We start from the raw sequence: 26,909 nt of genomic DNA on the forward strand, positions 1-26,909 counted from the left end.
TTCTATAAGCTCCAGTAAGTAATGTTCGATGGTATATCCGCCGGGCTCAACACAGATTTGACATCCACGAAAATTCCCGTTTCGTTATATAAAAATTTCTTAATGCCTTGCCAGCCTTGCTCTAGATAGGGATGATGAGGAACGGCCAGAATGACGGCATTCGACTTTTTAAGCTGCTCCATCGGTACCAGCTCTACTCCATATTCGTGTTCAGCATGCTGAACTTCCGCTAGTGGATCGGTGACTTGCACATCGATGCCAAACTCGCGCAGCTCGTTAATAATGTCAATCACTTTGGAATTGCGCAGATCGGGGACATTTTCCTTGAACGTAAGTCCGAGCACGGTCACCCGAGAGCCTTGAACGGGAGTGCCATTGAGTATCATCTGCTTGACTAACGACGTGGCGATGAATTGCCCCATGCCGTCGTTAATTCGCCTTCCCGCCAGAATCACCTGGGGATGATAGCCTACACTCTCGGCTTTATGAGTCAAATAATACGGATCGACGCCAATGCAGTGCCCTCCTACCAACCCGGGGGAAAACTTCAAAAAGTTCCATTTGGTAGCTGCAGCCTCCAGCACCTCATGGGTCCGGATCTCCAGGCGGTCAAAGATGAGCGCCAATTCGTTCATGAGAGCTATGTTGAGGTCTCTTTGGGTATTCTCGATCACTTTGGCCGCCTCTGCCACTTTAATGGAGGAAGCTCTGAACACTCCTGCCTCCACAACCGAGCCATAGACGTCGGCGATAATTGCTAACGTATCCTCGTTCTGGCCGGAGACGACCTTCGTAATTTTCTTGAACGTATGCTCCTTATCTCCCGGGTTAATTCTTTCTGGAGAGTACCCCACGAAAAAATCCCTGCCTGCAGTTAAGCCAGAATGCTTCTCCAGGACAGGGACACACACTTCTTCCGTCGCACCGGGATAAACCGTGGATTCATAGACGACCACCGTTCCCTTCTGCAGGTTGCGGCCTACCGTTTCCGACGCCTTGATCAATGGAGTTAAATCCGGGCGTCTCGCATCATCTATCGGGGTAGGTACGGCTACAATAATAAAGTTGCATGCTTTAAGCTTGGATTCATCGTTAGTGAAATCGATTTGAGTATTTTTCAGCTCTTCCGACGATATTTCCCCTGTATAATCTACATGCTCCTGCAATGTGGAAATCCTGTGCTCATTAATATCAAACCCTACAATAGGCTGCGTTTCCCCAAAGGCAACGGCTACCGGAAGTCCTACATAACCAAGTCCGACTACTGCTATTTGTCTGCCCATCTTATACGGTCACCCCATAGTATGATTTATACCAATCTACGAATTTGGCAATTCCATTCTCAATCGTTGTATTGGGCCTGAAGCCGACGTCCCGCATCAGATCATCTACATCAGCGTAAGTGGCGGGCACATCCCCATCTTGAAGGGGCAGAAATTGTTTCTTCGCCGGCCGGCCAATCTTTTCTTCCAGCACTTCTATGAATCGGAGCAGTTCAACCGGCTGATTATTTCCAATATTATAAATTTTGTAAGGCGCGTAGCTTGTACCCGGGTCCGGGGCATCGCCTGACCAAACCGGGTTAGGCTCCGGCTTCTTCTGTGCCAGCCGGAAGATACCCTCCACTATATCGTCTACGTAAGTAAAATCCCTTCTCATCTTGCCGTGATTGAATACTTTAATCGGTTCGCCGGAAATAATCGCCTTCGTAAATAAAAAAAGCGCCATATCCGGGCGCCCCCATGGTCCATAGACGGTGAAAAACCTTAATCCGGTCGTCGGCAGGCCATAAAGATGACTGTATGTATGAGCCATCAGTTCATTGGCCTTCTTGGTCGCGGCATACAGGCTAAGCGGATGGTCCACATTATGATGGACAGAAAAAGGCATCTTCGTGTTGGCTCCATAGACGGAGCTCGAAGATGCGTAAATTAAATGTTCTATCCGGTTGTGACGGCACGCTTCCAGAATGTTCATGAACCCGACGATATTGGAGTCGATATAAGCATGGGGATTCGTTAAACTGTAACGCACCCCTGCCTGGGCCGCCAAATTAATAACGATCTGCGGGTTATGTTCCGCGAAAATACGGTCGATCTGTTCCCGGTCTTCCAACGATACATTATGGAAGAGGAATTCGGGCGATTGAATGCGATTCAGCCTGGCTTCTTTTAAGGAGACTTCATAATATGGATTAAGATTATCGATTCCTATAACCCTGTAATTGTGCTGAAGCAGCTTCTGAGTTAGGTGATAGCCGATAAATCCTGCGGCGCCTGTCACTAGAACGTTCATATTCATTTCTCCTTTGGCCCTTTAAATTAAAGAGTTTTTAATATATCTGAACTTGCCGTTCTTCTCTACATCAATTTTGTCCACGTAATTCAGTCTAATCTTTGTGGCCGGCCCCATCCTTTTTTGTATTTCGTGCCTGATGGTCTCTTCGTACTTTTCTTCCAGCCGATGATTCCCCTGTGTAACCAGCTTGAACTCCACCTCATCGATTCGGGTCTGAACGAATTGTGATTTGATCACTACAGGAGGAACATCCTTAAGGATCGTGCTTCCTATTCTGACCTTCCCTCTGTCCGAAGAGAGCAGATAGTCCTGCGTCCTTCCTTCAATAACTTTCACTAGAGGATTATGATTCCCGCAGCCGCATGTCGTGCTTTCCTCCTCCAGAATGATCGAATCTCCCACTCTATAGCGGATCAGGGGGGTGCCATATGTTGTGAAACTAGTCACTAATGCGCCCTCAGCATCCTCTTCAATAATACCGGTTCTTAAATCGTAATGCAGATTTCCCCGGGAGCATTCAATAATAAAAGGAGCGCCTTCCGATGAGGCGTATTGATTAATGACGGGACAATCGAACACCTTGGAAATGAGAACCTTTTGATAATCGTAAAGTGTTTCGGCCGTTGTAAAAATAGCCAGCGGCTTAAACTGAAGGGGGATGCTATGTCTATCAATAAAATCCGCCAATACATGAATAGCGAACGGAAAGCCGTCTATTTGCTGAGGCTTGAACTTGTTAATGCTGTTCACATAATCCATCATATTGGGCTCGTCCATATGAAAGGTTGAATATAGCATCTGTTTGATAGGGCGGTTGTATCTCCAGAAATTCGAGCCTTTAGCGGCTTGCAGCGGAACTATCGTTCTTCCGGAAAAGGTGGCTCGACGCATACCGTGCACAACTCCAAACTTCTCTTTAAAGTTGGCCAGATAGGCCTGCCTTTCCTGAAAATTGTCTATGGTATAGGCGACTTTTAACGGGGTCCCGGTCGTCCCGCCGGTAACAGAGAAGATAGGCTTATGGATTGGCACCCGGATCTTATCGACATTTTCCCTTAACTGCTGCTTCTCCAGAACCGGCAAGCTTTTAAGGCTTTCCCCCTCCGTAATCGCTTCTATATCCAGACCTTGATAGTAATTTCGATAGAACTCGCTGTTGGCATAAGCATGACGCAGCAATCTAGTAAAGGCCTGCTGCTGATATTGCTTGAGCTGCCTTAAATCCCAGTGGTCGGATTCGGCATAGAATTGCTTAAAGCGTTGATAAGTTTTCCCAAACCGTTCGCTGGCAAGTTTCATGCCGTACATCGAAATGAGCAGGTCTTGACACCAGCTTGGCGAAGCATTGTAAACCTTCTCTTTTAGTCCCATCCTTATTCACCCTGTTTTAGATTACTTCTTATGTGTGCTTCACTTTCTCTCTAATTCCTTGCACCGCTCGTGAATCACTAGCGCAAAACGCAGCGTAAGAACGCCAGAATCGGGTTCTGCGCTCATCCAGCTTTTCTTTTAAATAATCGCCGGCTGTTGCTAAATTTGTCCGAATGTTATTCTCGTACATATCCCGATCAGTGACCATCTTCTCCAAGAGCTGCGCCATGCGCTCCGCATTTCCAGCAGGGAAGATGTACTCCCCGTCCAACAATTCAGGTATCCCTCCGGCATCGGAACCAATGCACGCGCAGCCCCTGCTCATAGCCTCAACCAGCGCTCTGGGCAGTCCCTCGGTTAAGCTGGGATGGACGTATAAATCGATGTTATCGAGCCAATTCATCACAGGTTCCCCGCCAGGAAGAGTCCCATAAAATTTCACATTCAGTTTCAAGCTGTCAGCCATCTGAACCCAACTGTCCTGATTTCCCCCGCCAAGCACCCTAAGCTCGTAGTCAGGCAGCCGATCCTTAATCAGGCTCAGTGCTTTGAATAGAGAATCTAGGCCTTTGTATTTAACGTTCAATCCCCCTATAAAGCCAATCGTCAATCGGGCGTCATTCGCGACCCTCTTGATCCGGCCATCCAGACAGCTATCGTTGATTTCCACCAGTTCCACATTAGAACAGTGCTCGCTCTTTCCCGCGGTTGGGTATTTTTGTTGCAGAAATTGTTTGGTTACATAAATGGTATGGCTGGATTTCTTTATGATTTTTCTTGTTCTGTAGGCAGAGTAGGGGGCCAACAGCTTGCCGGCCAAGCTTCCGTGATTGGTTAACGCATCCCATGGACAGCCAACCAGTTCAGTCGCCCATGGAAGTCGTCGCTTCTCAGCTATCGTTACCGCGAGCGATCCGATTTCACTCGGCAATCTGCCGATGACAGCATCTACCTTATTGTAATGTTCATTTAATATTTTCTTGGCTTGCTTCATATGGCTGAGCCGGTTAATGGGAGAGCTTAAGTTGGGCATCGGCAGAAAAGTAACTCCCCTCCCGCTCGATTTCACATACCCGGACACATCCTTCACCCCGTCATGTCTGAGTCTCCCTGCGACAATAACGTGATCGAATACTTGCAAATATCTTTCCCATACCGAATAGGGGAATCCTCCGCCAGAATAATAATTCCCTTTATCATCTCTGACAAAGGGAAAGTCGTGAGCAAATAATAGGATCATTGAACTTATCACCGTTCCTAGCCTTAAGGATTATCGTTTCCGATCCATCTCAGGTCGCCCCGGATAGCGGCCTTTCTCTTAATGTTTGCCCTGATCTTAATAAAGATAATCGAAAATAGCCAGATCAAGAAAATCGGATAGATCGGGGTCAAATGAACCACCAATAATAAGGCGGAAAAAATGACCGTTAGTAAAGAAATAAAACTTTCCCGGGTATTATCGCCTATCCTGCATATTAGTCCCAGAATCAGCGGTCCTATAATGAAACCGAGCCAGCTAAAGTTAGCTATCATCTCTTCCAAAATACTTGTTGTCATCCCCCAGCCCCACAGCTTGGGCTCCGATAGAAAAAGAGCGGATGTCATATATTGGGCATAAGGATAAGGTTTATCGGGCCACATACTTCTTGGGACATATAGGGTCAAATAGAACAGCAAGCTCTGACCTCTATATTCCAATATTTGTAAATCTTCTTCCAGCTCACTATAAATTGCCAGCCTGGTTACATCGTCCCGGCCATAATCGATTCTAAAATTTAAGTAACTCTGATCAAATGTGTAATCGTCATATTTTCTAACGTTCTGTTGAAAAAAATTAGAGAACAGCAGCAGAACCGTAACGGCCAGTAAACCAACGGCTACTATTTTTTTCCCTCTCAGTACATTCCGCTTGTAAGCCACGAATAATAGGGCCACTAACGTTAAGGCCACTATACTTCTTTTGCCGTATAACCAAATATCCAGGAACAGAAGAGGAGCAAATAAAACGACATAGGTCATATACTTTTTACGGCCGATCAGCATGACCAAGGAAATACAAATCATACTTAGCCGGGAAGAAAATAAAATTAAAGCATGATATTCTGCTTCTTCGCTTCCTAACAGCCCTTTGGAAGAAACGGCATATTGAAGATAAAGCAACGGATTAGGAGAAAACAGGACAATCAGAATGGGTAGAACAATCAAGAAATAAAGAATGACTCTATATTTCCTCAAGTAAGAAATGGCGTTAATCGATACGCTTTCCTTAGGCTTGCCCACTTTGTACATAATTACTGGTGCCAGCATAATATACAAGGCGTAGATTATTCTAGTAGCCGTATCCTTACTCGAGTAATAAAAACCAGGATGTCTTTCATAATTCGGAACTCCTACAATTAAATCCAATATTAATGGCAGGACAAAGAATACGAAGAAGACAAAAATAAGAATATTAACCGTATACAGCTTGCCCCTGTTAATATTCTTAATGACTTTTAATAAAAATATAATGTTAAATACTATTGCTAAAACCTCTATTAAAAATACACCCATAACATACTTCCTTTATGAGCTTTATAAATCAGGCTGATGAAGATGATTAATATGCGGTGATTTACAAAGCTTTTTGTAGTATCTCTAGATAAGATTTAGCAAATTGATCGCTTGTAAAGCCGGTCTGCCGAAATTGGGCATAGGCCTGCTTCTTGAAATTTTGGGACTCCGCCTCCTGGATCATTCCCACGGCGAAGTCAGCCCAATCGCGGTCTTCCGCTGCCAGTGGCAAGCAAGCCAGATTATCAAAAAATCCGGACAATTCCACAATAGGATCGATTTGACTTCCGAGAACCGGAACGCCGCAAGCCAATGCTTCTAATACAGCACCGGGAAGCCCTTCACGAATGGAAGGATAGATCATCAGGTCAGCTTGCTTCAATAATTCAAATACATTGCTCTGAACTCCAAGAAAGAAGACTCTGTCGCTAATCGCATATTCTTCCGTTTTTGTCTTAATTAAGCTGGCAGTGGGCTCATTTTCCTTGCCTACCAGAAACAGATAGCAGCTGCTTCGTTTAGTCATTTCCTTGAACACATTAATTAGCTTGAGATGATTCTTCGCTTCTACCAATCTCCCGATATGAATAATAATTTTGCTTTCCTCATCCAATTTATATTGGCTTCTTAAGGTGTTAGCAAGATCAACAGGATGATTGATTTTGTTTAAATCAATCCCGTTATAGATCACTTCCGTCCGTTTATCGTTTATTATTTCCTTGCCCATACTGGAGACTAAAGATGATTTGCTAACCCCTATAATGTTCGTCGCATAACGCTGGATCAAATTTTTCAGCACAGTATATTTAAATTGCTGAAAGCTTCCCCCTTGTTTGCCGCTGTCCGTCGTTCTGAAATGAGCAATTCTTACTTTAACCCCGGCCAGCTTGGCCAGCATTAAAATCATTCCGGAAAAATAAAACGTATTCGAATGAACGACATGTATATGATTTTTCTTTAGCAGCTTTATAAATTTGAAAGGGAATAGAAAGCTTTTGAATTTGCAATAAGTCATCTTGCCGCCAAGGCTGGTAATCACATCGTCCAGTTCCCCCCGTTGACCGCTTAAGGAGCAAAAATAAAAGGTGTAAGCATCATGATCGATTTGATGCAGCAAATCAATCGTTCTTAGCTCGGCTCCTCCCCTGTTCATCTTGCCGAAGATATGGAGGATGTTTATTTTGTTATTGACCACGCTATCACGCCTTATATTGAATACTTTTGCCTATTCGATAGGTTTTCTCATAAATCTTGGCTTTTAATTTCGGAATGTCTACGATTCTCTTGCTTATCTGCTGATTGCGGCTCTGAAGTCCATACTTGCTTACACATAACGATAGGACGGCTACCCAGCTTAAGCGGTCCCCCAATTTGGAATGAATCGCTTTAGGCTCTTTTTGCCACTCTTTATACATATAAGCCAGCTGCTTCATATCAAATAGATTTAACTTATGTAAATCACGATGAAACAACTGCTCTTTCATCAATTCTGCGCAATGCTCCCTTAACCATAATCCGTAATCATGGTGCCGTTTGGATAGCTGATCCCCGCTCCCGGCTTCCCCATACTTGCTTCCTGTTCTTGCCCAAGCCAGGTCCAGCAGCTTCGGCTCGGTCATCTGCAGCAATTCGTAGTAAATTTGGTCGTTTCTCACCGAATGCTTATATTTCCACATAAGAGAAAAGACATCCTTATCGGTAAATGCCTGATAGAAATTAGTCCAATGCATGATTAAATTGGCGGCATTCCCTAACATTCTCCGCAAATAATGAGCCTGCATCTCGTATTCATTAATCTGTTCATTGGAAGCCCCCTTGTATCTTTCTCTAAAAGAAGCCAGATCCTTTCGCAGCTCCAAGTCAGCCTCATTAAGCAGATCGGTCTTTAATAAGCTGTACCTCTCTCTCGGACAATGCTGTTTCAGCCTTGAAGCGTGAACCGAAGAGTACTCCGCTCTTCCGATACTGTCTCCGTAGCTGCCTGCCAGAACGATATCGTGCTCTCCCAGTCTTTCGAACCAATTAAATCGGTGTAAATGAACAGGACTGATTTCCGCTCCAAGCTTCGCCGCAGCTACTTCAAAGTTGGAGAGCAGATAGGACTCGTCTAATTCCGCATAGTGCCATTCCCATTGGAACAATTCACTGATTTTCTTAGCGTATACCACATCTCTGCTGTTTCTCTTCCCCCAGGTTACCGCATGAATAGTTCCCTGGATTTCATTATTTTTTTCCAATGATTTAAGAATCGCAGCTACGACCCGACTGTCCATTCCCCCGCTTAACAGCAGATAGATACGATGATAGTTAGCGCATTTTCCCCTGATTTCCTTCTTCAAAGCTTCGATTAATCGTTTGGTGATTTCAACCGGCGAGCCTTCCTGTGAATTATATTGCGTGGTGCTGTGGTGAATCTGTTCCCCATTCGCCCCCATTTCGGTCAGCCAAGGCAAGCGGAATACATTCCGGATTAACGTCCGGTCGCCGCATATGTATCCATAACAGAGCATGGAATAGACGGATACTTCATCCAATAGTTTGTTCTCATCCGACAGCAGGGAGACAACCTCCTGAAACTGGTTGGAATAATGGTACCTGCCATCTTTTTTAATTATATAAGGATATACACCGCCTACTTGACTCTGAATCAAAAATTGCCCATCCTTCAAAATGTTCATACTTCTACCTCTACTTGTCGTATATTCTTTAAGCCTTTTTGGATCAAAATAGAGTAAAAAATGACGGAAACAAACGATGCGGTAGCCAATGTCCATGCAGCGCCATTCAATCCGTAATCTTTAATCAGCCATACGGAACAAATGACTGTTACAATCAGCTTCGTCACATGAATGGGAACCTGTGAAGAAAATATTCTCATCGATGTGGCGCCGACCCCCAGCACGCTTCCCAAAAAAGAAAACAAAGAGATCAGCATGACCCATATCAATAGATCGGAATACTCTGCATAGCTCTCCGTATAGACAAGCGTTAATATCGGTTTCCCAAAAAAGACAGCCACAACTACGCCCGCTATTCCCAACGAACCGTTAATGAACAATACGGCAGCTAATAGTTTGATAAAAGCCGGTTTATTGCCGCTTGCATAATATTTGGCTAACCGCGGGCTGACCGTCTGCGAAATCGCCGTCGTGAACCTTGAGGCCCCTACCAATATATAGGTAATCGCTCCGAAAATCCCCAGCTGTTCAATGCTCAAGTAATTCTCAATAAAGTACCTGGGGATATTCGTGCTCAGCGCCCCCATCATCATGATGGCCCCCAAGGGCAGGGCAAGCAGAAACAATTTCCACAATTTTCGGAAATCGAAGGTGAGCAAAGGCTTTTGAATGTAGTGCATGGCGTTGCGGAAATCATAGAACAGCAGCACCAAGAGCCATCCCAGGACAAATCCGGTAATGGCGAAGTAGAAATTATGATAGACCACGTAAAAAATAACGAATAATAAGAGGCTTACCCCTCCCCTGGCGATGATGGAGATGGCCATTTTATTCATCGCTTCATGCCTTTGAAGCAAGCCATAGATCACATCGCTAATTCCTTCGATCAGCTTGCTTATAGCAATTAATAATATGATTATTCTGGCTTCGGCTGAATAATCGCTTAGGTATGAAACGGTTATACATACTAGCAAGGCCAAAAGAACTCCGATCCATCTCAAGGAGTAATAATCTCTAAATTGGTAGTCATCTTTAGCATCTGTAGCCTGAATTCCCCGTAATTGAAAGCTAAAGAACAGCATGATAGGGGTTGTAATCGCCAGAGCTAATGTATAGTAGCCGACCAGCTCTTCCGAGCCGAACTTGGCCATAATAATCAACATCAGCCATTGCAGGAAAGCATATAACAGATTTGCAATAAACATCCACTGAAAATTTTTTTTGAGCGATATTTTTTTCCCCATCCCAATCCCTTTTTCCGTCTAGTATTTTTGGATACATCTTGATGCGAGTCAGCTTCATTAAATTAACTCTAAAAGCCGCGCCAAAACCGGTTTTGATGCTGCTTTTAGAGTTAATTACAATGCTAGTTAGAATGAGAATTATAATGAGTTATAATGAGAGTTCAAAAAGTCAACTTTTCAGCACCGAGAAGTAAAAGTTTTCGCAGAAAACTCACTACGGGAGCTTTGCTTGCGAAGCTGAGAGCGTATGCTTCCGAAGAGAGTTTTGCTCTGCAAAACTTTCAGGAGGAGCGGAGTGTAGGTAGACCTACATGAGCACCTAAAATGTTTCCGGAGGAAACATAACTTCGTAAGCCTAAGCTTTTCGAGGGTGAGTGCAAGATTCGATGCCGAATTCGCTTCTTGGTATCCTTCGTGATCAAAAGGTGACTTTTTGAACAACCTTTTATAGGGCATTCAACCCTTCCTCACATCATACCCTCGACGATGAACGTCTAAGGCGCTAGGCGCCCACAGCATGACCGAGTGCCTGCAGTGATAGAGGTTCAGCAGACTTTACCTGATACTCTTCAGCGGCTATGACAGAAATGGATGACCTAAAACCGCTAAATATCGATTTATTATTGACTAAAAACATGCGACTACTTGGTATAAAGTAAAGCTTACTCCCTGTTTGCTTCCCGAAATTCCGCAGTACAGCGTTTAGTCTTGAGAGCCGTAGTAATAATAGTAACTGTCATCTTTACGCCGACGTTCCACATTATTCAGAACCGCTCCAAGAATTCTTGCCTGAACGAGCTCCAGGTTAGCCTTGGCCTTAAGAGCGGAATCGCGCTTAACTTTACCCGAATCGATGACGAGAATAACTCCGTCGCTTTTAGTGGCGACCAGTTGAGCATCCGTAACAGCCAATAATGGAGGGGTATCCATCAGGATGACATCGTAACGCGAGCGGAGTTCGTCCAGAAGCTCACTCATTCGTCTGGAAGACAGCATTTCGGACGGATTGGGCGGAACCGGCCCCGACGTCAGCAAATCGAGATGCGCTATATGCGTCTCCATAATCACTTTGGACGACACCGATTGTCCGGTTAGCACACTGGTCAGTCCCCACCGGTTAGTTTTGGCAAAGATTCGGTGCATCGTCGGCTTGCGCAAGTCTGCATCGATAATGAGCACCTTCTTCTCCGCTTGTGCATAGACCGTTGCGAGATTGGCCGTCGTTGTCGATTTCCCTTCCCCTGCACCCGGCGAAGTGAGCATAATAATTTGGATCTGGCTGTCGATCGCCGAGAAATCAATGTTCGTTCTTAGCGTGCGGTACGCTTCGGAAATCGGCGACTTCATATTGACATCGGCAATGATCGCCCGCCCGCCGCTATTGTCCAAGCGTGACATGAGACTCACCTGCCTGTTTTGGAATGGAGGAAGAATTGGAGCTGAGATCTTCCTGCTTAATCTTCGTGATGACGGACAAGACCGGCAAGCCCAGCAGTTCGTTCACATCTTTTTCCGTGCGGATTCGGTCATCCAAATATTCCAGAAGGAAGATAAGTCCTAAGGCCGCCATAAGCGAGACGATGAAGCTGATCGCTATGTTCATCTTAATGTTCGGCTTGATCGGAGCCGGATGGCTCTGAATTTTGGCTTCACTCAGAACGGAAACGTTGTCGACTGACATCAAATTGACGATCTCCCGTTCAAAAACTCTGGAAATGGCGTTAGCCAGCTGAACCGCTCTTTCGTGAGACCGGTCTACAATCGATACGGTCATCACTTGCGTATTGTTGACGGAGCTTACGCTCACTTTATTAATAAGCTCGCCAGCCGTTACGCCGAGACTCTCTTGTTCCTTGGCAACCATTTCCATAATATAAGGAGATTTGATCACTTCTTTATAGGTGTCAATAATTTTAATATTAAAGTTAATTTCATTAAGGCTGAGCTGGCCTAAGGAAACGGATGGATCGGTCTTATTGACAATCAGCTTGGTGGAAGCCTGGTAGACTGGTTTAAGGAAGAAGTAACTGACAACTCCAGTGACGGTAGTGACCAACAGGACGATCCCGATGACCCACCAGATGCGTTTGGCAATTACTCGGATATAATCGCGAATTTCTAGTTCCATGATGCTCCCTTCCCTTATAGAGGTTGTTCAAATAGTCCATCGGACTTGTTGAACTTCCCTTATACGACTATAAGTTTCTTCGATTTCTTCTGGTTAGCCAATTGCAATAACCGGTCCTGAATAACTAAACGATCCCATTTTTCGTAATTTTGCAAAATCACGGCCACATCAGCCATCTCGTCCGTTAAAGTCGCTTTGCCGATATAGATTTTCGGGTAGACCTGCTCCTCGTGGACCTCGTTCTCGTTAAGCAGCTCCTCGAACAGCTTCTCCCCAGGACGAATCCCGCTGAAGCGAATTCCGATGTCCTCCACATCGTAGCCGGAAAGCTTGATCAAATTCGTAGCCAAATCGACAATTTTAACCGGCTGCCCCATATCCAGCACGAAAATTTCCCCTCCTCTGGCAAGAGATCCTGCCTGGAGTACGAGCCGGCTGGCTTCCGGGATGGTCATAAAGTACCGGACCATATCCGGATGGGTCACGGTGACCGGTCCGCCCTTGCGGATCTGCTCCTTGAAGAGCGGAATTACGCTCCCGCGGCTCCCGAGTACATTGCCGAAGCGAACGGCAACGAATCGGGTATGACTTCGGCGATCCAGCTCCTGGATAATCATTTCGGCGATCCGCTTGGAAGCCCCCATGACACTGGTCGGATTGACCGCTTTATCGGTCGAGATCATGACGAAGGTCTCTACTCCGGCCCGATCTGCCGCTTCAGCCGTATTCTTCGTTCCGATAATGTTGTTCTTAATCGATTCCTCCGGATTCCGCTCCATCAGCGGAACGTGTTTATGCGCCGCCGCGTGGAAGACTACCCGCGGCTTATGGAGCCTCATGACCCTGAACATCCTATCCCGATCCTGAATGTCGGCAATTTCAGTAATGAACTCTATATCTTGGCCAAAGCTGGAGCGGAGCTCCATCTCGATCGAATAAATGCTATTCTCTCCATGGCCCAATAAGATCAGCTTGCGCGGCGAGAAAACCGCAAGCTGCCGGCATATTTCCGACCCAATGGAGCCTCCCGCTCCCGTAACCAGCACTGTGCTTCCGGTTATATATTTGCGAATCGATTCGGTGTCCAAATTAATCGGATCTCTCCCAAGCAGGTCTTCTACCTGGACATCGCGCATTTCGTTGACGGATACCTTGCCCTCCATTAAATCTTCGAACATCGGGATGATCTGCACCTTCGCTTTAGTCGGATTGCATTGTTGAACGATGGCGTTCAGCTCCCTTTTTTTCAGCGACGGGATAGCTATGATAATGTTCGTAATGTTGAGCTTGGCCACCGCCTGCACAATTTGTTCCCGCCCACCGATGACCGGCAAGCCGACGATTTCCAATCGATGCTTGGTTTCATCATCATCAATGAAGGCTACCGGGCAGAGATCCACATCGGGATTCTGCATCAGCTGCCTGGCCACCAGCGTTCCTGCGGAACCCGCTCCGATAATCAGCGTTTTTTTGCGGTTTCCCAATCCGTTGACACACTTGTCCCGATATAGTCTCCAGGAAAACCGAATTCCACCGATCAAGAACATATGCATCAACCAGGTGATGAGCATCGTTCTCCAGAAAATCTGCCCGGTGAACAGCGCTTGCACAAGCATGGTAATGGCAATCGAGAAGGTGACGGCCTTCATAATGGAGATCAGTTCCATAATGCTGGCGTACTTCCATACCTTGTGGTACAGCTTGTACTTATAAGCAAACAAATGATGGCACAGGAACAAAGTAGCTGCGCTGATCGCCAGTGCATAAGAGAATGGGTAAAAAGATGACGAGGCTATAAAATGACTGGCATAAATGGCAAACAGGACAATGAATGAATCGATACCCATCAGGAGTACCAATCTTTTTGAATAACTCAACCTTATTCCCTCCCTAAGAGCTTTTTCAAAAGTAGATCCTGCCTTCCCACAAAACGACCGATTTTTCAGTTTTTCTCGCCAGTTTTCCAGACCATAAAGCATGCAATGTTTTTCAAAAATATAAGCAATTCGACACCAGGGAGTTAACATCTGCTTTATTTCCCAAGATTATACATAGAGAACAAAATGGGGACAAGACCCAAACCGCCTACGGCCGGTCGGGAGAAAATTAGTTCTGCTGGCACAACAAATATGGAAAATATTTACTTTTATCAACAACATTCCTGTCAGATGTATAACATTAGTCTCAAAAAACTGTAGAATTTCTTTCAAACCAGAATGACGAAATATGAGTAATAATGTCTAATTTTGTAGAATTATCTTTAAAAAAGTTACAAAAAGTTAACAAAATAGCCCCTTAAAGTGACGTATGGCCTTTGAAGCGTATTCCGATCTGCAGCAGAATGCATCTAAACCTTCCTCTAATCGCGGTCGAGCTTCCTGACTTGGCTTCGAAAGGGAGTTATACATTTACTTTGTGGTGGGCCCCGAAACTTGCAAATTCCACAAAAAAAGCACGCCGACTAAGGCGCGCCTTGATAAAGCAGTTTTCGCAAGCTGATTTTAATATCTTCTCCGGATTCCAGAAGCTCTTTGTTTCTTGCCCATATCTGGTAATGGGAAGCACATAGTCCTCTAGCCCGATGCTTTTTCCCACAGTTTTCCACCATACAGGTGCGGATAACCTTTCTTACATGATTCGGGTCCCCGTGCTTTCTCCATCTGGCGTAATGTACGCTGCAATAGCCCTTGCACTTGGCCGGCTCCTGACAATCTTTCACTTTACAAATCTTTAGTATTTGCTGCTTCAACATCAGCGGGTCCCCGTTCCTCCACCATCTCTGATGATGCATCGAACAGAGCCCTCTGGCCTTGATCGGTTTATGGCAGCCTGGAATTGTACAATGTTTATTCATCATCTCACCTTCTGTTCGTTCTTTTTCGGAATTTAGATTTAATAATGGCTTGTCCGCGAGGTTCTCCCAAGGGGTCCTCGTGTCATCCTTATTCAAAGAAACTGCAGCCGGCTTAAGCGAAAGTCGTTGTTTGTTCGTTGATACACAAGACATCATAATTCCCCCTTAGAAGGTGCTTTCCCGGTAAATTGGAAATAAAAAACCATCTTTCGTCATCATTAATGACAAAAGATGGTCGGTTGCACTACTAGCTCCATCTACTCCAAGTGCCCAAATACAGAATAGACTTCAACGCTCCCATTTTGGATAGAGATACTCATTATTTTACAGTTGACACCATTATATAGTAATTCAAACAATATTATTGTCGAATTTTGTAGAATTTAAGAAATATTTTTAACATTTTGCGTGACATATCCGTTGTTCAAGCTGTCATATACTTAGAATGCATTTAGTGGTCAAGTTATAGATAAATTAGAGATGGAGCGGTGATCTTTATTGAAAAGATATTTGTTGCAAAAGCTGTGCAGCCTTGATTCCCAGAGAGAGACCTGGACGACGATTATGGAAAGTAATAATAAAGAAGCTCTACTTAACTTCCTGGGCTGGAATTATCGGATTGTGGACCGAAGCAATCAGGAAGAGGTAGCCCGTTCCGATACGTATCAGGCTGCGTCGAATGAGCGGGTCATCTGACGACCAATCAACCGCTCATCCATGGATTAGGAGGGGGAATCACTCTGTCCATCCAAGCAGATGATTATTTCCATAAGATCCCCTTCCGTTCCAACTGCTCCGGCTGCAGCGGCCGGCTGATCAGATAGCCCTGCACTTCATCACATCCATGCTCCGCCAACCAATTGAATTGCTCCTCATTCTCCACCCCCTCCGCGATGACCTTCAAATTCAATTTGTGAGCCATCGAGAGGATACTGGTCACGATCTCGGCATTCTCTACGCTCGAGGTCAGACCGTTAATAAATGAACGATCAATCTTCAGCTTGTGAATCGGCAGCTTGGTCAAATAGCTGAGCGAGGAATACCCTGTCCCGAAATCATCCATGACAATCTGCACGCCGAGCCGCTTCAGGTCAGCCAGCTTGCGAACGAAGAAGTCCGCCCCCTGGACAGCCATATTCTCCGTAATTTCCAATTCCAGGCAGGAGGGCTCCAGTCCGGTCTCCTCCAGCGCCTTCTCGATTACTCCCATCAACTGCTCGTCCCGGAATTGGCGCGGGGATAAATTGACCGCCACCCGAACGGGGCGATAGCCGGCTTTTTGCCAGGCTACACTCTGCTGGCAAGCGGACTTGATGGCCCATCGGCCTAACGGAACAATCAGACCGCTATCTTCAGCGATCGGGATAAATTCGGATGGAGAGATCAGTCCCAGCTCGCGATGGTCCCAACGAAGGAGGGCCTCCAGACCCGTTAGCAATCCGGTCGCCATGTTCACCTGCGGTTGGTAGACTAAATCGCAGTCCTTAAAATCCCCTGTTTCGAGCGCCTTGCGCATTTCTTTCTCCAGCATGACTTTTCTCAGGTTGGTTTCATTCATATCGGCCCTATAGAACTGGTAATGATTCTTTCCTTTTTCTTTAGCCCGATACATGGCCGTATCCGCATTCTTGATGAGCGTCTCCACATCCGCCCCGTCATCCGGATACATGCTAATCCCTATACTGGTGGATACATAAAGCTCCAGTCCGTCCAACCAATACGGCTTGTCAAATACATTGAGGATAGCCTTGGCGATTTCCTGTGCTTCTTCTTTAGTCGCGTCCTTCAGAATGATATTAAATTCGTCTCCGCCTCTTCGGGAGACGGTATCCGTTGGCCGCAAGCAGGTCAGCAGCCGCTCGGCTACGAGCTTAAGCAGTGTATCCCCCGTCGTATGGCTGAATGTATCATTAATCATTTTGAATCGATCCAAATCGAGAAACATAACCGCCAGACGCCCCGGCTCCGCATGGGCAATCGCCTCCGCCAAGCGGTCGTTGTACAGGAGCCGGTTGGGCAGACCGGTCAAGGAGTCATGGTAGGCCATGGCGGTAATCTGCTCCTGGAACCTTTTATAATCCGTAATATCGGTAGCTATACAGAGAAGCTGCTTTCCCTTGCTGGTGTAAATCGGCATTTTGGAAACCCGGACCCACTTCAAGTGGCCCTGGGCATCAATAAAGGTTTCCTCCAGTCCAATCTGATCCTCCATTTCCTGCAGAAGCTGGCGATCGTGATCCCAAATCCGCGAGGTCGGGGATGCGCTGCTCATCGACAGCTCGTTCTCATTGCGGCCGATCAAATCCGCGGGAAATGTTCCATATAGACGCGCCGTCGCCAAATTCGCCAATGTAAAATTACCTCGGGCGTCTTTGGCATAAATATAATTCGGATTCAAATCAATCATCTGGCGCAGGAACTCCTTTTGCCCAATCAGCTCCGTATTCATATCTTCAATCGTGTTGGCGTTCATCCGATTAAATACGGCAAACAGCGCAATGGAAAAAATCATGACCGCTATACCGCTCGGATACAGCCCCTTGTCTTCCGACAAATTGAATACTCCCACTGCATAGGAAAAGAAGGAGACGATTGAGAAGACAAGCAAGAAAAAGCGGAAATGCCGGTTGATCACCGCACGGCTTACGACCAGGCAAAGAATCAGACTCACGAAAAATAGAATAAGGACGACAACAATTAAAAAACGATATTCACCATAAATCGGGTATAAATATTTCGTATGGTGAGGCGGCTCCACATAATAAAGCTTCTCGACTCCCTTGCGGCTCCAGCCGCCCAGATAGACGATGAACGAAAATAAATAATAAAACGCTATCATCCGAAGATCAACGAGCTTGCTTACCAGCTTGCCAAATCTCAGACCTGAGGTTTTCGGTCCCTCCAGATCATGGTAAACAATATGAACGATATACATGGAAGCGGGCCCCAGCATGATAAAGCCGAATCGAAAAAGCCGGAACAACCTGTCGACTTGTTCCGGAGTAAACCACTCATAACCATATAGAACCGCAACATCCAACTGCCAGATGCTGACAAAAAGCATAAAAATGAAGAAGCCTCTGGCCAGCCTGGTTTTCCTGAACGTAAGCTCCATGGCCAGACCGAGTATTAGCGGGACGACTGCAAAAGCGATCATCGTAATAAAAAGCATCCTCTTACCCCGATCCTCTAGATTTGGATAGTAAAAGGCACGTATTGTTGCCACCGTAGCCGTGTGTAGTAATCGCCACATGATCAACACATTCATATCGAACGGAGCTTACAATAGGAAGATCCTCAAAGCCATTGGCGTCTGTCTTGATGGTGGGCGGGATGAATCCGTATTCGATCGATAAAAGTGCGGAAATGACTTGGAGGTTGCCGATCGAGGCGAAGGAGTGGCCTATATTCCCTTTTATTGAAGTAATCGGAACAGAGGAGCCGAACAAAGCCCGGTGGGTAATGGCTTCTACTTGGTCGTTGCTCTGCATCCCCAAAGCCTGGCTATTAACGAAGGTCGGGCGGATTTCCCCGACAGCCCGGCTCATGGCCGTTATCATGTTGCGTCCGGTGCTATCCGATTCAAAGATAGAGAGACCATCATTATTGGAGTAGATTCCTGTCAATTCTCCATAAATACGGGCCCCCCGCCTTCGCGCATGACTTTCCAGCTCCATGACCAAAACCGCCGCCGCTTCCGAAACTACGAAGCCTTCACTGCTTAAAGAGAAGGGTACGCCCGCTCTAGCGATATCTGTCCCGCGGGATAAAGCGCCCAGCCTCATGAAGCTGTATACGCTGCCAATCGTTATAGGCGCATCGGAGCCTCCGACCAGGCATGCCTCACATTGCCCGCTTTCCAGAAGCAGCTTCCCCATCAACATAGCGTCAACACCGGCCGTACAGCCTGTGCTTAGTGTAAAAGCTTGTCCCTTCACCCCCAGATGATAAGACAAGGCCGACGTTATACTGTGGGAATTGCCCGCACCGGCACCGGATATCGGAAATTTGCGGTATTGGCGGTTGCCGCTTATTAATGCATACGCTTCAATTTCCTTTAATCCTCCGACGGAGGTTCCCATCACGATCGCTGCATGCCTTCGTTCGTCCTCAGACAGCCTCGCCATGGCAACCGCTTCATCCGAGGCGGCAATCGCCATCCGGGCTACCCGGGGATAATATCGGTATTTGCGATCCGACAATGGTATAGCCTCTTCGCTAATGATGCCGCATACGATATCTTCATCATGCGGCCCCAGGCCGGAAACGACCTTCTGAGTACACACTCCCTTTTCCAATACATTCCTATATTCCTCTTTATCGCCAACCCCAGGAGCCTTTAATCCATAGCCCGTTATAACAATTCGATCCAATCCATTAACCTCCGCATTTAGTTGACAGACAGCAGCGTTCTAGCGCAATCGATCATAATGGCTCATTAATCCTGGAACGGACGGGTTCCCTCAATTTCGCATGTTGCACATCCATTATGAAAGAAATTATTCTACACAAATTACAAAATTCCTTTTTTCTCTCCTATTCCTTGCATAATTTGTAAATCAAGTCGAAATTGATAAAAATCCCTTGGGTAGGCTCTGCTGTTAATTTTTACCGTCTTGGCGGTGACCCATTCCACTTGACCTCCTGAATCGATCAAATGTTCTTTATCCCAGATGGACACCCGCTGCTGAGTTAAGAGTGCCAATACAAACTCACTATCGTTTTCAATATACCGTTTCATAAAGATCACCCTTCCGGATCATATTCATCCATGCTCTAATAAGGTTATATGGCTATAAAAACGCACAAAACCACCTCTCAAAGAAATGAAAGATGGTCGGTTGCACTACTAGCTCCATCTACCCCAAGTGCCCAGATATGGAATAGACTTCTACGCTCCCTATTTAGTTAAATAAATAATAACAACTTGAAGACGTGATATTTAGGTCTCTAATATTCTACTTCTATTATATAATGATTTCCATTTTTGAAAACCCAAAATATTATTCACTTTTAGCAACATTTGACAAAGTTTTTTTATCAGAGTCCTAAGTCTCTTGTTTTTTCCATTAAACCTATTTATTGTCTATATAACAACAGGACTTAGGAAGCAACACTTTTGTAACCTTTGGGCAATCAAACCTACCCGGAGCTTGGGATAGGACAATCTCCTTGTTCGAATGTCCCGGAAGCGTAGGAGAGCATGAATAAATTGGCTGCAACTCCGGCATCCTACCTTATTAAGGAAACTCCTTATTTTGTACAATTACTCGGACATCACTAGAAAAAACGCACTTGCTCATCACTCGCACACTCACCTAAAGGAGATAAGTTGACCATGAAGGATAAGAAAAAAAAATCCGCAGAGCACGAACCGACCGTCGCTCCCGGATTGGAAATCATTGAATTAGATGAGAATGCTACAGAAGAAGAAATAAAATCCGGCGATTATACCCCCGTTACCTCTCTGGGCATCGATCGGACACCGGATGATGATTGACTTGCCGAGGCTGTGCACTCTCCCTCCTCTACTCTGCTCTGCTGGTCAAGAGGAGGGCCGCCCCTTTCTGTACTCTCCTTAGCTCGACCCCTGCAAAACTTAGTTCATTCCTACGAAGCAGACAAGCCTAGATACTTTCCGCATTTTTCTTCTGATCGTAAGACAGCACATAAGGAAGGTGATACACATAAGTACCGTTATCGGCAATTTTCAATTGAGCAAATCCTTGTTCCCTTAAGCGCTCCAGGTACTGCTTTGCTTCATCCAGGGAGTAATCGGATCTGAGAGCGATGTCCGCCGGCGTCACCAATCCATCCTGGGAAACCGCAATCGCCAGCACCACTTTCTCCATCTGATAATCCGACTTCGGGTCGTACTCGGGCACCGGCAGGTTATGCTTCGTCTTCTTAAGGTAGTTAAGAAGAAAAAGCGCCACTCCCAAAGGAAGAATAGACAACAGAGTAATCATAATTATAAAAAATGACACCGAATCGTTATTATTCATCAGCATTAGAATAAACCAAAGAATACTCCAAAGAATCATTAGGACCGCGGCTGTTTTCAGGAAAGCCCGCTTCGCTTTAAACCATAATCTTCTCACCAATAAATTATTGTCTTGCTTCATCCTGCCTCACTCAGCTTTCTATATTCATTCAATTTTTTCTCCACACTATGTTGGATGTTCCAAATTTATCCAGATGTCACTCCACTTTCATAAGATATGCCTGGATGCTGAACATACAACGGTTATAGAAAGCAAGCTCCCCCGCCTGCCTTATCTTCTTATTCTAATTTAATCCTGTCATGCTGGCAATGGGAACCATTTCTTTTCCTTTTTTTATTTAAAATACGGTTTACGGGAGAGAGACGGGATGAATGAGGCTACTCGATCCTGCTCTTGATGAATCTGACTACATTGTCTACCGTAGATAAAATGTCCAGCGTCAGATCGTCTTCGTCGAATACGACATGAAACTCTTTCTCCAGCTTCACAATCAATTCAACGGCCGTTATGGAATCCAGTACACCTCGAGTGCCTAGCAGAAGGGTCTCCGGTCCTACCTCTTGTTCTCCTAATATTCTACTAACGAGGTTTATTACCCTCTGCTGTACTTGACAATGGCCGCTCTCCCTATGGTCGGATGGAAGGACTGGTCTGAGTACTCTTATCCAATCGGATTCCTTATAAGGAAAGGGGAACGGCAAACGATAGATGGAATGATCCCCCTTTCTTTCGCCCCTGACAAAGCCAAGCAAATTCAATAAAATTAACGCAGGGCGATTCCGTCTTTCCGATTTATAGCCGCAGCGCGCTTCCTGAAGCCCGGGATGATTCTGCTGAACCAGATCCAGAACTGTCCCTAAAAAGGCGGTGCCGATCCCGCGTCCTTCAATACGGCAGGAAATACAAAATAAACGGATATCCGTCCAGGCCTCATCCAGGTCAAGCATAGCGACGGAGACGATGCCGTGATCCCCGAACCGGTCCTGCAGCTCGGCTAGGTAAAGCCTCTTCATCTTGCTCTCCATATAGGTGCGAACGACTTCCTCCGAAACCCGTTCGACCCGATTGTTCCATTGATTCGTTCTCTCAACCAACTCACATACTCGAGCAAGATCCTCTTCGCAGGCTAACCGCACCGTCAATTCCATGGAGCACGAACGCAGGAACTCTTCCCGTGTTCCGGCGAATTGTTTCTCCGCCTCCTCCCGGTCGGCTCTGAGCAGCATTAATTGCCTGCGCCTTAAGGCTTCGCCCGTCCTTCGGGGAGCCCGGAATTCCGGGTATTCCATAAGCCGCCTGTATTCCTTGGCGTCATATACGTTCAGGTCCGGCAGACAGGTTCGGGCCTCATGCAGCTCGAAGGGATTATCATCGATGAAGGCGACGGCCTCCATTCCGATATTCAGCTCGCGCGCAATTTGCCGAATGCTGTCTGCTTTCGATCCCCAGCCTAGCTGCGGATAGATAAAATAATGATCTACCCCCAGCTCCTTCAGCTTGCTCATCGCTTCGCCGGGATCGTTGCGGCTGGCAATGCTCTGGATCACTCCCCGCTCATCCAAAAGCTCCAGCACTTCAAGAGCTCCCGGACGCAAAGTGACATCGCGGCTTTCGGTGAGGGTTCCTTCCCACAACGTCTCATCCAAGTCCCAAATCAAACATTTGATCATCGTGAAGCCTCCCCGGATTCCAATGGCTTGAACTGTTCTTGAGCAACATACTCCATAGTTAAATGGGTAGGCTCGAATCCGTGCATCTTATACAGGACCCGCATCGGAAGATTGCCGACATGAACATGCCCGACGATTCGTTTAGCCCCTTGATTTCTGCCGAACTCCATTCCGGCGCCCAATAAATCTGATGCATAATCGGTCCCGCGGTACAGTTCGGCAATGTAGAAGCTCTTGAACTGAATATATTTCTCTTTCGTGACAAAATTAACTTTGGGCGTCATCCAGAGCCAGCCTGCCACCTTTCCGTCCTTTTCCCATACCAGCATCCCCTTTCCTTCCTGAGGAATAGCCTTTTCCAGCTTGCGGCGGTGAAATTCCAGTTCGGTTACCGCTTCGCCGCCAAAGGAAATAAGGGCAATCTCTTTCTCATACTCGGCTACTTCAGCCAAATCTCGTTCTTCTATGGGTCGTATGTTCATTGGATCCTTCCTCTCAATCATCAAATAATCAACTGTCATTTTATTCGTCGACAACCTTTTCATTATCTTAGACCATTGTTGCGCAACCCGCGATCAGCCTTTTCATCTATGAATCAGCCGTTTCGTCTAAACCGTTTTTTTATGCTTCAGATCAAACGTGTCATGCCTGCAGCGGGGACAGCCTTCATTCTTCAAGTCTTCTATTGTGGCATAGGTCCCTTGAAAGCCAACAATGACCGATTCTCCACACTCTTTGCAGCTATAGGTGCGCAAAGTTCTCTTGACTTCGCCTGTATAAAGCGCGTCCTCGAATAAAGTAGTAATATCGGGGCGGGTTTGCTCCGTTGTTTTAAGAATGATCATTTGACCCCGATTGCCAATCATCTCCGCTCCCTCGTATTCGTTAAAAGAAGGGATCGTTTCGCCGGCCGTCAGACCCATCCGAATAAATTCCCGCTGCATCGCCAGCATGAAATCTGGGGATTTATGGGCGAACGAAAAGAAGATGGGCAGCCCTTTATTGGACTTCAAGGCGCTTATTCCCCGAGAAAGGAAGAGCGTCATTCCCTGCAGTGTGTAAGGCGGGTCCGTGAAGAAACAATCATACTGCCGTTGCAGCCTTTCCGGCAGAGGCTCCCGCAAATCGACTTGGTGACAAGCAATCGGCAGCTTCTCCTGCTCCGCAATCTCGCGAATGAAGCTTAAGAAGCGTTCATCGATATCGACGACATCGATCATCGCGTTCGGATAGCTGCCAGACGGGAACAATCGTTTAAGCAAAAATCCGATCGACACGCTGACTAAATCGTCATCACCAACACACAATACTTTCTTGCCGATCAGAGTATGATTCCTCAGGCCTAGAATAGCCCGACTCAGGCTGGTCTCCAGCGTGCATTTTGATTGATCAATCTGCACATTCACTTGCGGGCGGGCCTGAAACCACGGCTGAAGCCGGAGGATAAGATCAGCCAGCTCTGATTTCCAATCTGTTTCCTTCTCCATCAGCTTCTGATACAGCCTCTTGTCTATTCCATCGTATCCCCACACCTTTTCAATATAGCTGTTTCCGGTTGAAGTGCAGTACACCCCCCGGCCTTGCTGCAGAACCCCCGCTTTAATCAATTCTTTCTTAACCGCGGCTGCAACGGGAACCGGCAGCAATGTTTTTCTCGCCAGTTCTTTGGTGGAGATGCCCGGCTTTAAATAACATTCCACGAGCAGCTGCTCAATTACCCGGGAGCCCTCTTGCAGACGGACATTGGCACTTGCTTGTTCAATATAATCGTTCATCTAATCCCTCTTTCTTAATTAATGTTCACTGCACCATTCAGTTGAGTTTTTCATTGTATCTCCCCTTCTCCAAAACACTCATTAGCTGTCCAGACACATCGGTTGTTGAAATACAAAAGAAACAAAAAAAGGGCAGAAAACGAACATATAGTTCATCCTCTGCCCTAACCGGGAATGGATTGACGACAATTGCTTATCTCAAAGAAAAGAGGAATGCACCTCTCCCGAAAATAAGCAACAACAAAGCCGTGCTTAAGAAGCACGGCTTATCGCAATCAATTGGATATAGTAGATGATACCGATGTTCTTAACTAATGAGCCCTTCCATTAACCCATGCAGGAATAAACCACCAGAATAAACGGTTCCGAGTCTTATCGCAAAGACACCTGCCCGTTTACCCAAATATCAGCGCAAGAAGGATAAGGACTATCCTCAGCCGATATCAGCGGCACATGATAAAAATGGAAACGACCCTATGAAATTAATTAGTTAAGAACCTTCGCAGACATCAACAACATTCCCTACTATTTAAATTTCATTTATTATAATGTAAAAAAGTTGAAAAATCAAGTAAGGGGCTGCCAGCTAATTGATCATTAAACGGGATCGGGAGAAATATTCCTCCCGAATAACATTATTTTGAACAAATTATTCAGTATATGATCGGCTTATCGTGCTATAATGTAGAGCATAGCCCGGATAAGGCTATCTGATTAATGAATCGATTAGTAAAGCTCTAAGGAGGATTCCTCATGAATCGTATTGTTTTACTGCCTCTGGATGAGAGGCCCTGTAACATCGATTATCCCGAGCAGTTGGCTCGTTTAGGAGGGCTTCCACTCTCCGTTCCGCCTCTCTCCTTGCTTGGCGACAAAAAACGCCCCGCAGATTGTGATCAGTTGGCCGAATGGCTGAAGCAAGAGGCCGAGCAGGCGGACAGTTTGATTGTTTCTATTGATATGCTTGTATACGGCGGTATCGTCCCGTCGAGATTGCATCATTACAGCCCGGAGCATTGTCAGGCTCGTATCGACTTACTCAAAGAGCTGAAGCTTCGTCGTCCGGAGCTAAAGATCTATGCCTTTAACCTGATCATGAGAACGCCAGCGAACAGCAGCAATGATGAGGAGCCCGACTACTACGCTGATTACGGCAGCTCGATATTCCGTTACTCCTGGCTTAAAGACAAGCAGGAGCGAGAGGAGCTGGATGCGGAGGAAAGAAACGAATGGAATCGGCTCCTTAAAGAAATCCCGGAAGAGGTCCTTACGGAGCATCTGCGCAGGAGAAGCGTCAATTCCTTTATCAATGAGTATGCCATCCGTCTTGCCCAGGATAATATCATCGATTTCCTGATCATCCCGTTGGATGACAACGCTCAATACGGCTTCTCGGCTATGGAACAGCGCAAGCTGCTTTTCCTTACAGAAGAATTGAACATCATGGATCGGGTATACCTCTATCCAGGCGCTGATGAAATTGGCTGTACGCTGGTTGCCCGCGTATTCTGCGAAACCATGCAGTATCGTCCCGAAATTTTTGTTCGTTATTCGTCGACTCAGGGGCCTTTTGTCATCCCGCGATATGAAGACCGCAGCTTGAATGAAAGCATCAAGTCGCATATTACGGCTGGCGGGGCCTGTATCGCCGATTCCTCACACGAAGCGGAATGGGTGTTGATGGTCCATTCCCCGCCGGTAGGACAGCAGCAGGCTGCCGAATCTTCGACAGCTTTTGCCGATAGACACCGCTCTTATTTCTCGGAGCTGCACTTTAATGAATTTATTCAAGCCATGCGAAATTACATTAGTAAAGGGAAGACCGTCGCCTTAGCCGACGTGGCTAATTCCAACGGCAGTGACCATACCTTTATGAAGCTGGTCGCCAAATCGGGGCTGTTGCCGGAGCTGGCCGGATATTCCGCCTGGAACACATCCGGAAATACGCTCGGCACGGTGATCGCTCATGGGATCATCGAATCCTACTTCCGTCGCCCTGGACAACCGCTAGATTCTGAGCGGCTGCATCGGAGCCGGGAATTCTATCTGCTTCGACTGGTCGAAGATTGGGGATACCAGGCCATTGTCCGTTCCGATGTTACGAAGAACATCCTGCCCGGAATCGGCGCCAATTACTTTGATGTCGCGCACGTTTATGAGCAAGTGACTGCAACCGTTCGCGAGAAGCTGACCGAATTCATTCAAACCTACCTGCAGGACCTTGAACCGGATCGGATTCATCTGGAGCAGGTGGAAATGCCGTGGAAACGTATGTTTGAAGTCGGTCTTAAAGTGAAGCTGGATGCTAAACTGGACTGAATCTCCATCTCGGC

General features: G+C 46.3%; 22 protein-coding genes and 2 riboswitches. Of the genes, 3 read left to right on the plus strand and 19 right to left on the minus strand.

Features of this window, described 5'->3' with window-relative positions:
• Nucleotides 1–2: 2 nt before the first annotated feature.
• The 12 genes from KJS69_RS20865 to KJS69_RS20920 form a co-directional block, all read right to left on the minus strand.
• Nucleotides 3–1,283 (minus strand): nucleotide sugar dehydrogenase, encoded by a 1,281-nt coding sequence (locus tag KJS69_RS20865; RefSeq protein ID WP_213585729.1) that lies wholly within the window; start codon nucleotides 1,281–1,283, stop codon nucleotides 3–5.
• 1 nt (nucleotide 1,284) lies between these two features.
• Nucleotides 1,285–2,295: an NAD-dependent epimerase gene (locus KJS69_RS20870; protein WP_213585730.1), complete on the minus strand. Its 1,011-nt coding sequence runs from the start codon at nucleotides 2,293–2,295 to the stop codon at nucleotides 1,285–1,287.
• 21 nt (nucleotides 2,296–2,316) lie between these two features.
• Nucleotides 2,317–3,669, minus strand: a complete 1,353-nt coding sequence (locus KJS69_RS20875) for a phenylacetate--CoA ligase family protein (protein ID WP_213585731.1) — start codon at nucleotides 3,667–3,669, stop codon at nucleotides 2,317–2,319.
• A 28-nt stretch (nucleotides 3,670–3,697) separates the two neighbouring features.
• Entirely contained in the window at nucleotides 3,698–4,909 is a 1,212-nt protein-coding gene (locus tag KJS69_RS20880) for a glycosyltransferase (RefSeq protein ID WP_213585732.1), read from the minus strand.
• 23 nt (nucleotides 4,910–4,932) lie between these two features.
• Nucleotides 4,933–6,222: an O-antigen polysaccharide polymerase Wzy gene (wzy, locus tag KJS69_RS20885; RefSeq protein WP_213585733.1), complete on the minus strand. Its 1,290-nt coding sequence runs from the start codon at nucleotides 6,220–6,222 to the stop codon at nucleotides 4,933–4,935.
• A 61-nt stretch (nucleotides 6,223–6,283) separates the two neighbouring features.
• Entirely contained in the window at nucleotides 6,284–7,417 is a 1,134-nt protein-coding gene (locus tag KJS69_RS20890; RefSeq protein WP_213585734.1) for a glycosyltransferase, read from the minus strand.
• Between the two features lie 4 nt (nucleotides 7,418–7,421).
• A complete protein-coding gene (locus KJS69_RS20895) occupies nucleotides 7,422–8,900 on the minus strand; it encodes an asparagine synthase-related protein (protein ID WP_213585735.1) in 1,479 nt (492 codons plus the stop codon).
• Nucleotides 8,897–10,144 (minus strand): oligosaccharide flippase family protein, encoded by a 1,248-nt coding sequence (locus KJS69_RS20900; RefSeq protein WP_213585736.1) that lies wholly within the window; start codon nucleotides 10,142–10,144, stop codon nucleotides 8,897–8,899. Before KJS69_RS20900 ends, KJS69_RS20895 begins: the two co-directional genes overlap by 4 nt.
• Nucleotides 10,145–10,846: 702 nt before the next feature.
• Nucleotides 10,847–11,542 (minus strand): CpsD/CapB family tyrosine-protein kinase, encoded by a 696-nt coding sequence (locus KJS69_RS20905; protein ID WP_213585737.1) that lies wholly within the window; start codon nucleotides 11,540–11,542, stop codon nucleotides 10,847–10,849.
• A complete protein-coding gene (locus KJS69_RS20910; protein ID WP_213585738.1) occupies nucleotides 11,523–12,272 on the minus strand; it encodes a YveK family protein in 750 nt (249 codons plus the stop codon). Before KJS69_RS20910 ends, KJS69_RS20905 begins: the two co-directional genes overlap by 20 nt.
• A 59-nt stretch (nucleotides 12,273–12,331) precedes the next feature.
• A complete protein-coding gene (locus tag KJS69_RS20915) occupies nucleotides 12,332–14,149 on the minus strand; it encodes a polysaccharide biosynthesis protein (RefSeq protein WP_213585739.1) in 1,818 nt (605 codons plus the stop codon).
• 584 nt (nucleotides 14,150–14,733) lie between these two features.
• Nucleotides 14,734–15,129, minus strand: a complete 396-nt coding sequence (locus KJS69_RS20920) for a hypothetical protein (protein ID WP_213585740.1) — start codon at nucleotides 15,127–15,129, stop codon at nucleotides 14,734–14,736.
• 221 nt (nucleotides 15,130–15,350) lie between these two features.
• A riboswitch (cyclic di-GMP riboswitch) is annotated at nucleotides 15,351–15,434 on the minus strand.
• A gap of 190 nt (nucleotides 15,435–15,624) precedes the next feature.
• Here KJS69_RS20920 and KJS69_RS20925 point away from each other — a divergent pair.
• Nucleotides 15,625–15,822, plus strand: a complete 198-nt coding sequence (locus tag KJS69_RS20925; protein ID WP_213585741.1) for a hypothetical protein — start codon at nucleotides 15,625–15,627, stop codon at nucleotides 15,820–15,822.
• Between the two features lie 64 nt (nucleotides 15,823–15,886).
• Here the strand turns inward: KJS69_RS20925 and KJS69_RS20930 are convergent, their stop codons facing one another.
• The 3 genes from KJS69_RS20930 to KJS69_RS20940 form a co-directional block, all read right to left on the minus strand.
• Nucleotides 15,887–18,298, minus strand: coding sequence for an EAL domain-containing protein (locus KJS69_RS20930; protein WP_213585742.1), 2,412 nt, complete (start codon nucleotides 18,296–18,298; stop codon nucleotides 15,887–15,889).
• 4 nt (nucleotides 18,299–18,302) lie between these two features.
• Entirely contained in the window at nucleotides 18,303–19,499 is a 1,197-nt protein-coding gene (locus KJS69_RS20935; protein WP_213585743.1) for a beta-ketoacyl synthase N-terminal-like domain-containing protein, read from the minus strand.
• A gap of 140 nt (nucleotides 19,500–19,639) precedes the next feature.
• Nucleotides 19,640–19,867 carry a hypothetical protein gene (locus KJS69_RS20940; RefSeq protein WP_213585744.1) on the minus strand — a complete coding sequence of 76 codons (228 nt, stop codon included), beginning with the start codon at nucleotides 19,865–19,867 and terminating at the stop codon, nucleotides 19,640–19,642.
• A gap of 85 nt (nucleotides 19,868–19,952) precedes the next feature.
• A riboswitch (cyclic di-GMP riboswitch) is annotated at nucleotides 19,953–20,036 on the minus strand.
• Between the two features lie 428 nt (nucleotides 20,037–20,464).
• Between KJS69_RS20940 and KJS69_RS20945 the strand changes: the two genes are divergently transcribed.
• Entirely contained in the window at nucleotides 20,465–20,626 is a 162-nt protein-coding gene (locus tag KJS69_RS20945) for a hypothetical protein (RefSeq protein WP_213585745.1), read from the plus strand.
• Nucleotides 20,627–20,753: 127 nt separating this feature from the next.
• Here the strand turns inward: KJS69_RS20945 and KJS69_RS20950 are convergent, their stop codons facing one another.
• The 4 genes from KJS69_RS20950 to KJS69_RS20965 all read right to left on the minus strand — a co-directional run bounded on the left by KJS69_RS20950 (nucleotide 20,754) and on the right by KJS69_RS20965 (nucleotide 24,576).
• Entirely contained in the window at nucleotides 20,754–21,251 is a 498-nt protein-coding gene (locus tag KJS69_RS20950) for a hypothetical protein (RefSeq protein WP_213585746.1), read from the minus strand.
• A 257-nt stretch (nucleotides 21,252–21,508) separates the two neighbouring features.
• Nucleotides 21,509–22,801, minus strand: a complete 1,293-nt coding sequence (locus KJS69_RS20955) for an HAD-IIIC family phosphatase (RefSeq protein WP_213585747.1) — start codon at nucleotides 22,799–22,801, stop codon at nucleotides 21,509–21,511.
• The gene (locus KJS69_RS20960) at nucleotides 22,798–23,283 is read right to left on the minus strand and encodes a GNAT family N-acetyltransferase (protein WP_213585748.1); all 486 of its coding nucleotides are present in this window, start codon (nucleotides 23,281–23,283) and stop codon (nucleotides 22,798–22,800) included. Before KJS69_RS20960 ends, KJS69_RS20955 begins: the two co-directional genes overlap by 4 nt.
• Nucleotides 23,284–23,409: 126 nt before the next feature.
• Nucleotides 23,410–24,576, minus strand: a complete 1,167-nt coding sequence (locus KJS69_RS20965) for a bis-aminopropyl spermidine synthase family protein (RefSeq protein WP_213585749.1) — start codon at nucleotides 24,574–24,576, stop codon at nucleotides 23,410–23,412.
• 753 nt (nucleotides 24,577–25,329) lie between these two features.
• Between KJS69_RS20965 and KJS69_RS20970 the strand changes: the two genes are divergently transcribed.
• Nucleotides 25,330–26,895: a DUF4127 family protein gene (locus KJS69_RS20970; protein WP_213585750.1), complete on the plus strand. Its 1,566-nt coding sequence runs from the start codon at nucleotides 25,330–25,332 to the stop codon at nucleotides 26,893–26,895.
• The last annotated feature ends 14 nt before the right edge of the window (nucleotides 26,896–26,909 follow it).

Source organism: Paenibacillus sp. J2TS4, from assembly GCF_018403245.1.
In the GTDB taxonomy this organism is placed as follows: Bacteria; Bacillota; Bacilli; order Paenibacillales; family NBRC-103111; genus Paenibacillus_L.

What these genes read in the sequence shown, in the direction of transcription:
- KJS69_RS20900 (WP_213585736.1), bottom strand. Translation starts at nt 10,144, where the DNA reads ATGGGGAAAAAAATATCGCTCAAAAAAAATTTTCAGTGGATGTTTATT.
- KJS69_RS20910 (WP_213585738.1), bottom strand. Translation starts at nt 12,272, where the DNA reads ATGGAACTAGAAATTCGCGATTATATCCGAGTAATTGCCAAACGCATC.
- KJS69_RS20875 (WP_213585731.1), bottom strand. Translation starts at nt 3,669, where the DNA reads ATGGGACTAAAAGAGAAGGTTTACAATGCTTCGCCAAGCTGGTGTCAA.
- KJS69_RS20920 (WP_213585740.1), bottom strand. Translation starts at nt 15,129, where the DNA reads ATGATGAATAAACATTGTACAATTCCAGGCTGCCATAAACCGATCAAG.
- KJS69_RS20865 (WP_213585729.1), bottom strand. Translation starts at nt 1,283, where the DNA reads ATGGGCAGACAAATAGCAGTAGTCGGACTTGGTTATGTAGGACTTCCG.
- KJS69_RS20960 (WP_213585748.1), bottom strand. Translation starts at nt 23,283, where the DNA reads ATGAACATACGACCCATAGAAGAACGAGATTTGGCTGAAGTAGCCGAG.
- KJS69_RS20905 (WP_213585737.1), bottom strand. Translation starts at nt 11,542, where the DNA reads ATGTCACGCTTGGACAATAGCGGCGGGCGGGCGATCATTGCCGATGTC.
- KJS69_RS20895 (WP_213585735.1), bottom strand. Translation starts at nt 8,900, where the DNA reads ATGAACATTTTGAAGGATGGGCAATTTTTGATTCAGAGTCAAGTAGGC.
- KJS69_RS20965 (WP_213585749.1), bottom strand. Translation starts at nt 24,576, where the DNA reads ATGAACGATTATATTGAACAAGCAAGTGCCAATGTCCGTCTGCAAGAG.
- KJS69_RS20955 (WP_213585747.1), bottom strand. Translation starts at nt 22,801, where the DNA reads ATGATCAAATGTTTGATTTGGGACTTGGATGAGACGTTGTGGGAAGGA.
- KJS69_RS20940 (WP_213585744.1), bottom strand. Translation starts at nt 19,867, where the DNA reads ATGAAACGGTATATTGAAAACGATAGTGAGTTTGTATTGGCACTCTTA.
- KJS69_RS20930 (WP_213585742.1), bottom strand. Translation starts at nt 18,298, where the DNA reads ATGCTTTTTATTACGATGATCGCTTTTGCAGTCGTCCCGCTAATACTC.
- KJS69_RS20880 (WP_213585732.1), bottom strand. Translation starts at nt 4,909, where the DNA reads ATGATCCTATTATTTGCTCACGACTTTCCCTTTGTCAGAGATGATAAA.
- KJS69_RS20870 (WP_213585730.1), bottom strand. Translation starts at nt 2,295, where the DNA reads ATGAACGTTCTAGTGACAGGCGCCGCAGGATTTATCGGCTATCACCTA.
- KJS69_RS20950 (WP_213585746.1), bottom strand. Translation starts at nt 21,251, where the DNA reads ATGAAGCAAGACAATAATTTATTGGTGAGAAGATTATGGTTTAAAGCG.
- KJS69_RS20945 (WP_213585745.1), top strand. Translation starts at nt 20,465, where the DNA reads ATGAAGGATAAGAAAAAAAAATCCGCAGAGCACGAACCGACCGTCGCT.
- wzy (WP_213585733.1), bottom strand. Translation starts at nt 6,222, where the DNA reads ATGGGTGTATTTTTAATAGAGGTTTTAGCAATAGTATTTAACATTATA.
- KJS69_RS20970 (WP_213585750.1), top strand. Translation starts at nt 25,330, where the DNA reads ATGAATCGTATTGTTTTACTGCCTCTGGATGAGAGGCCCTGTAACATC.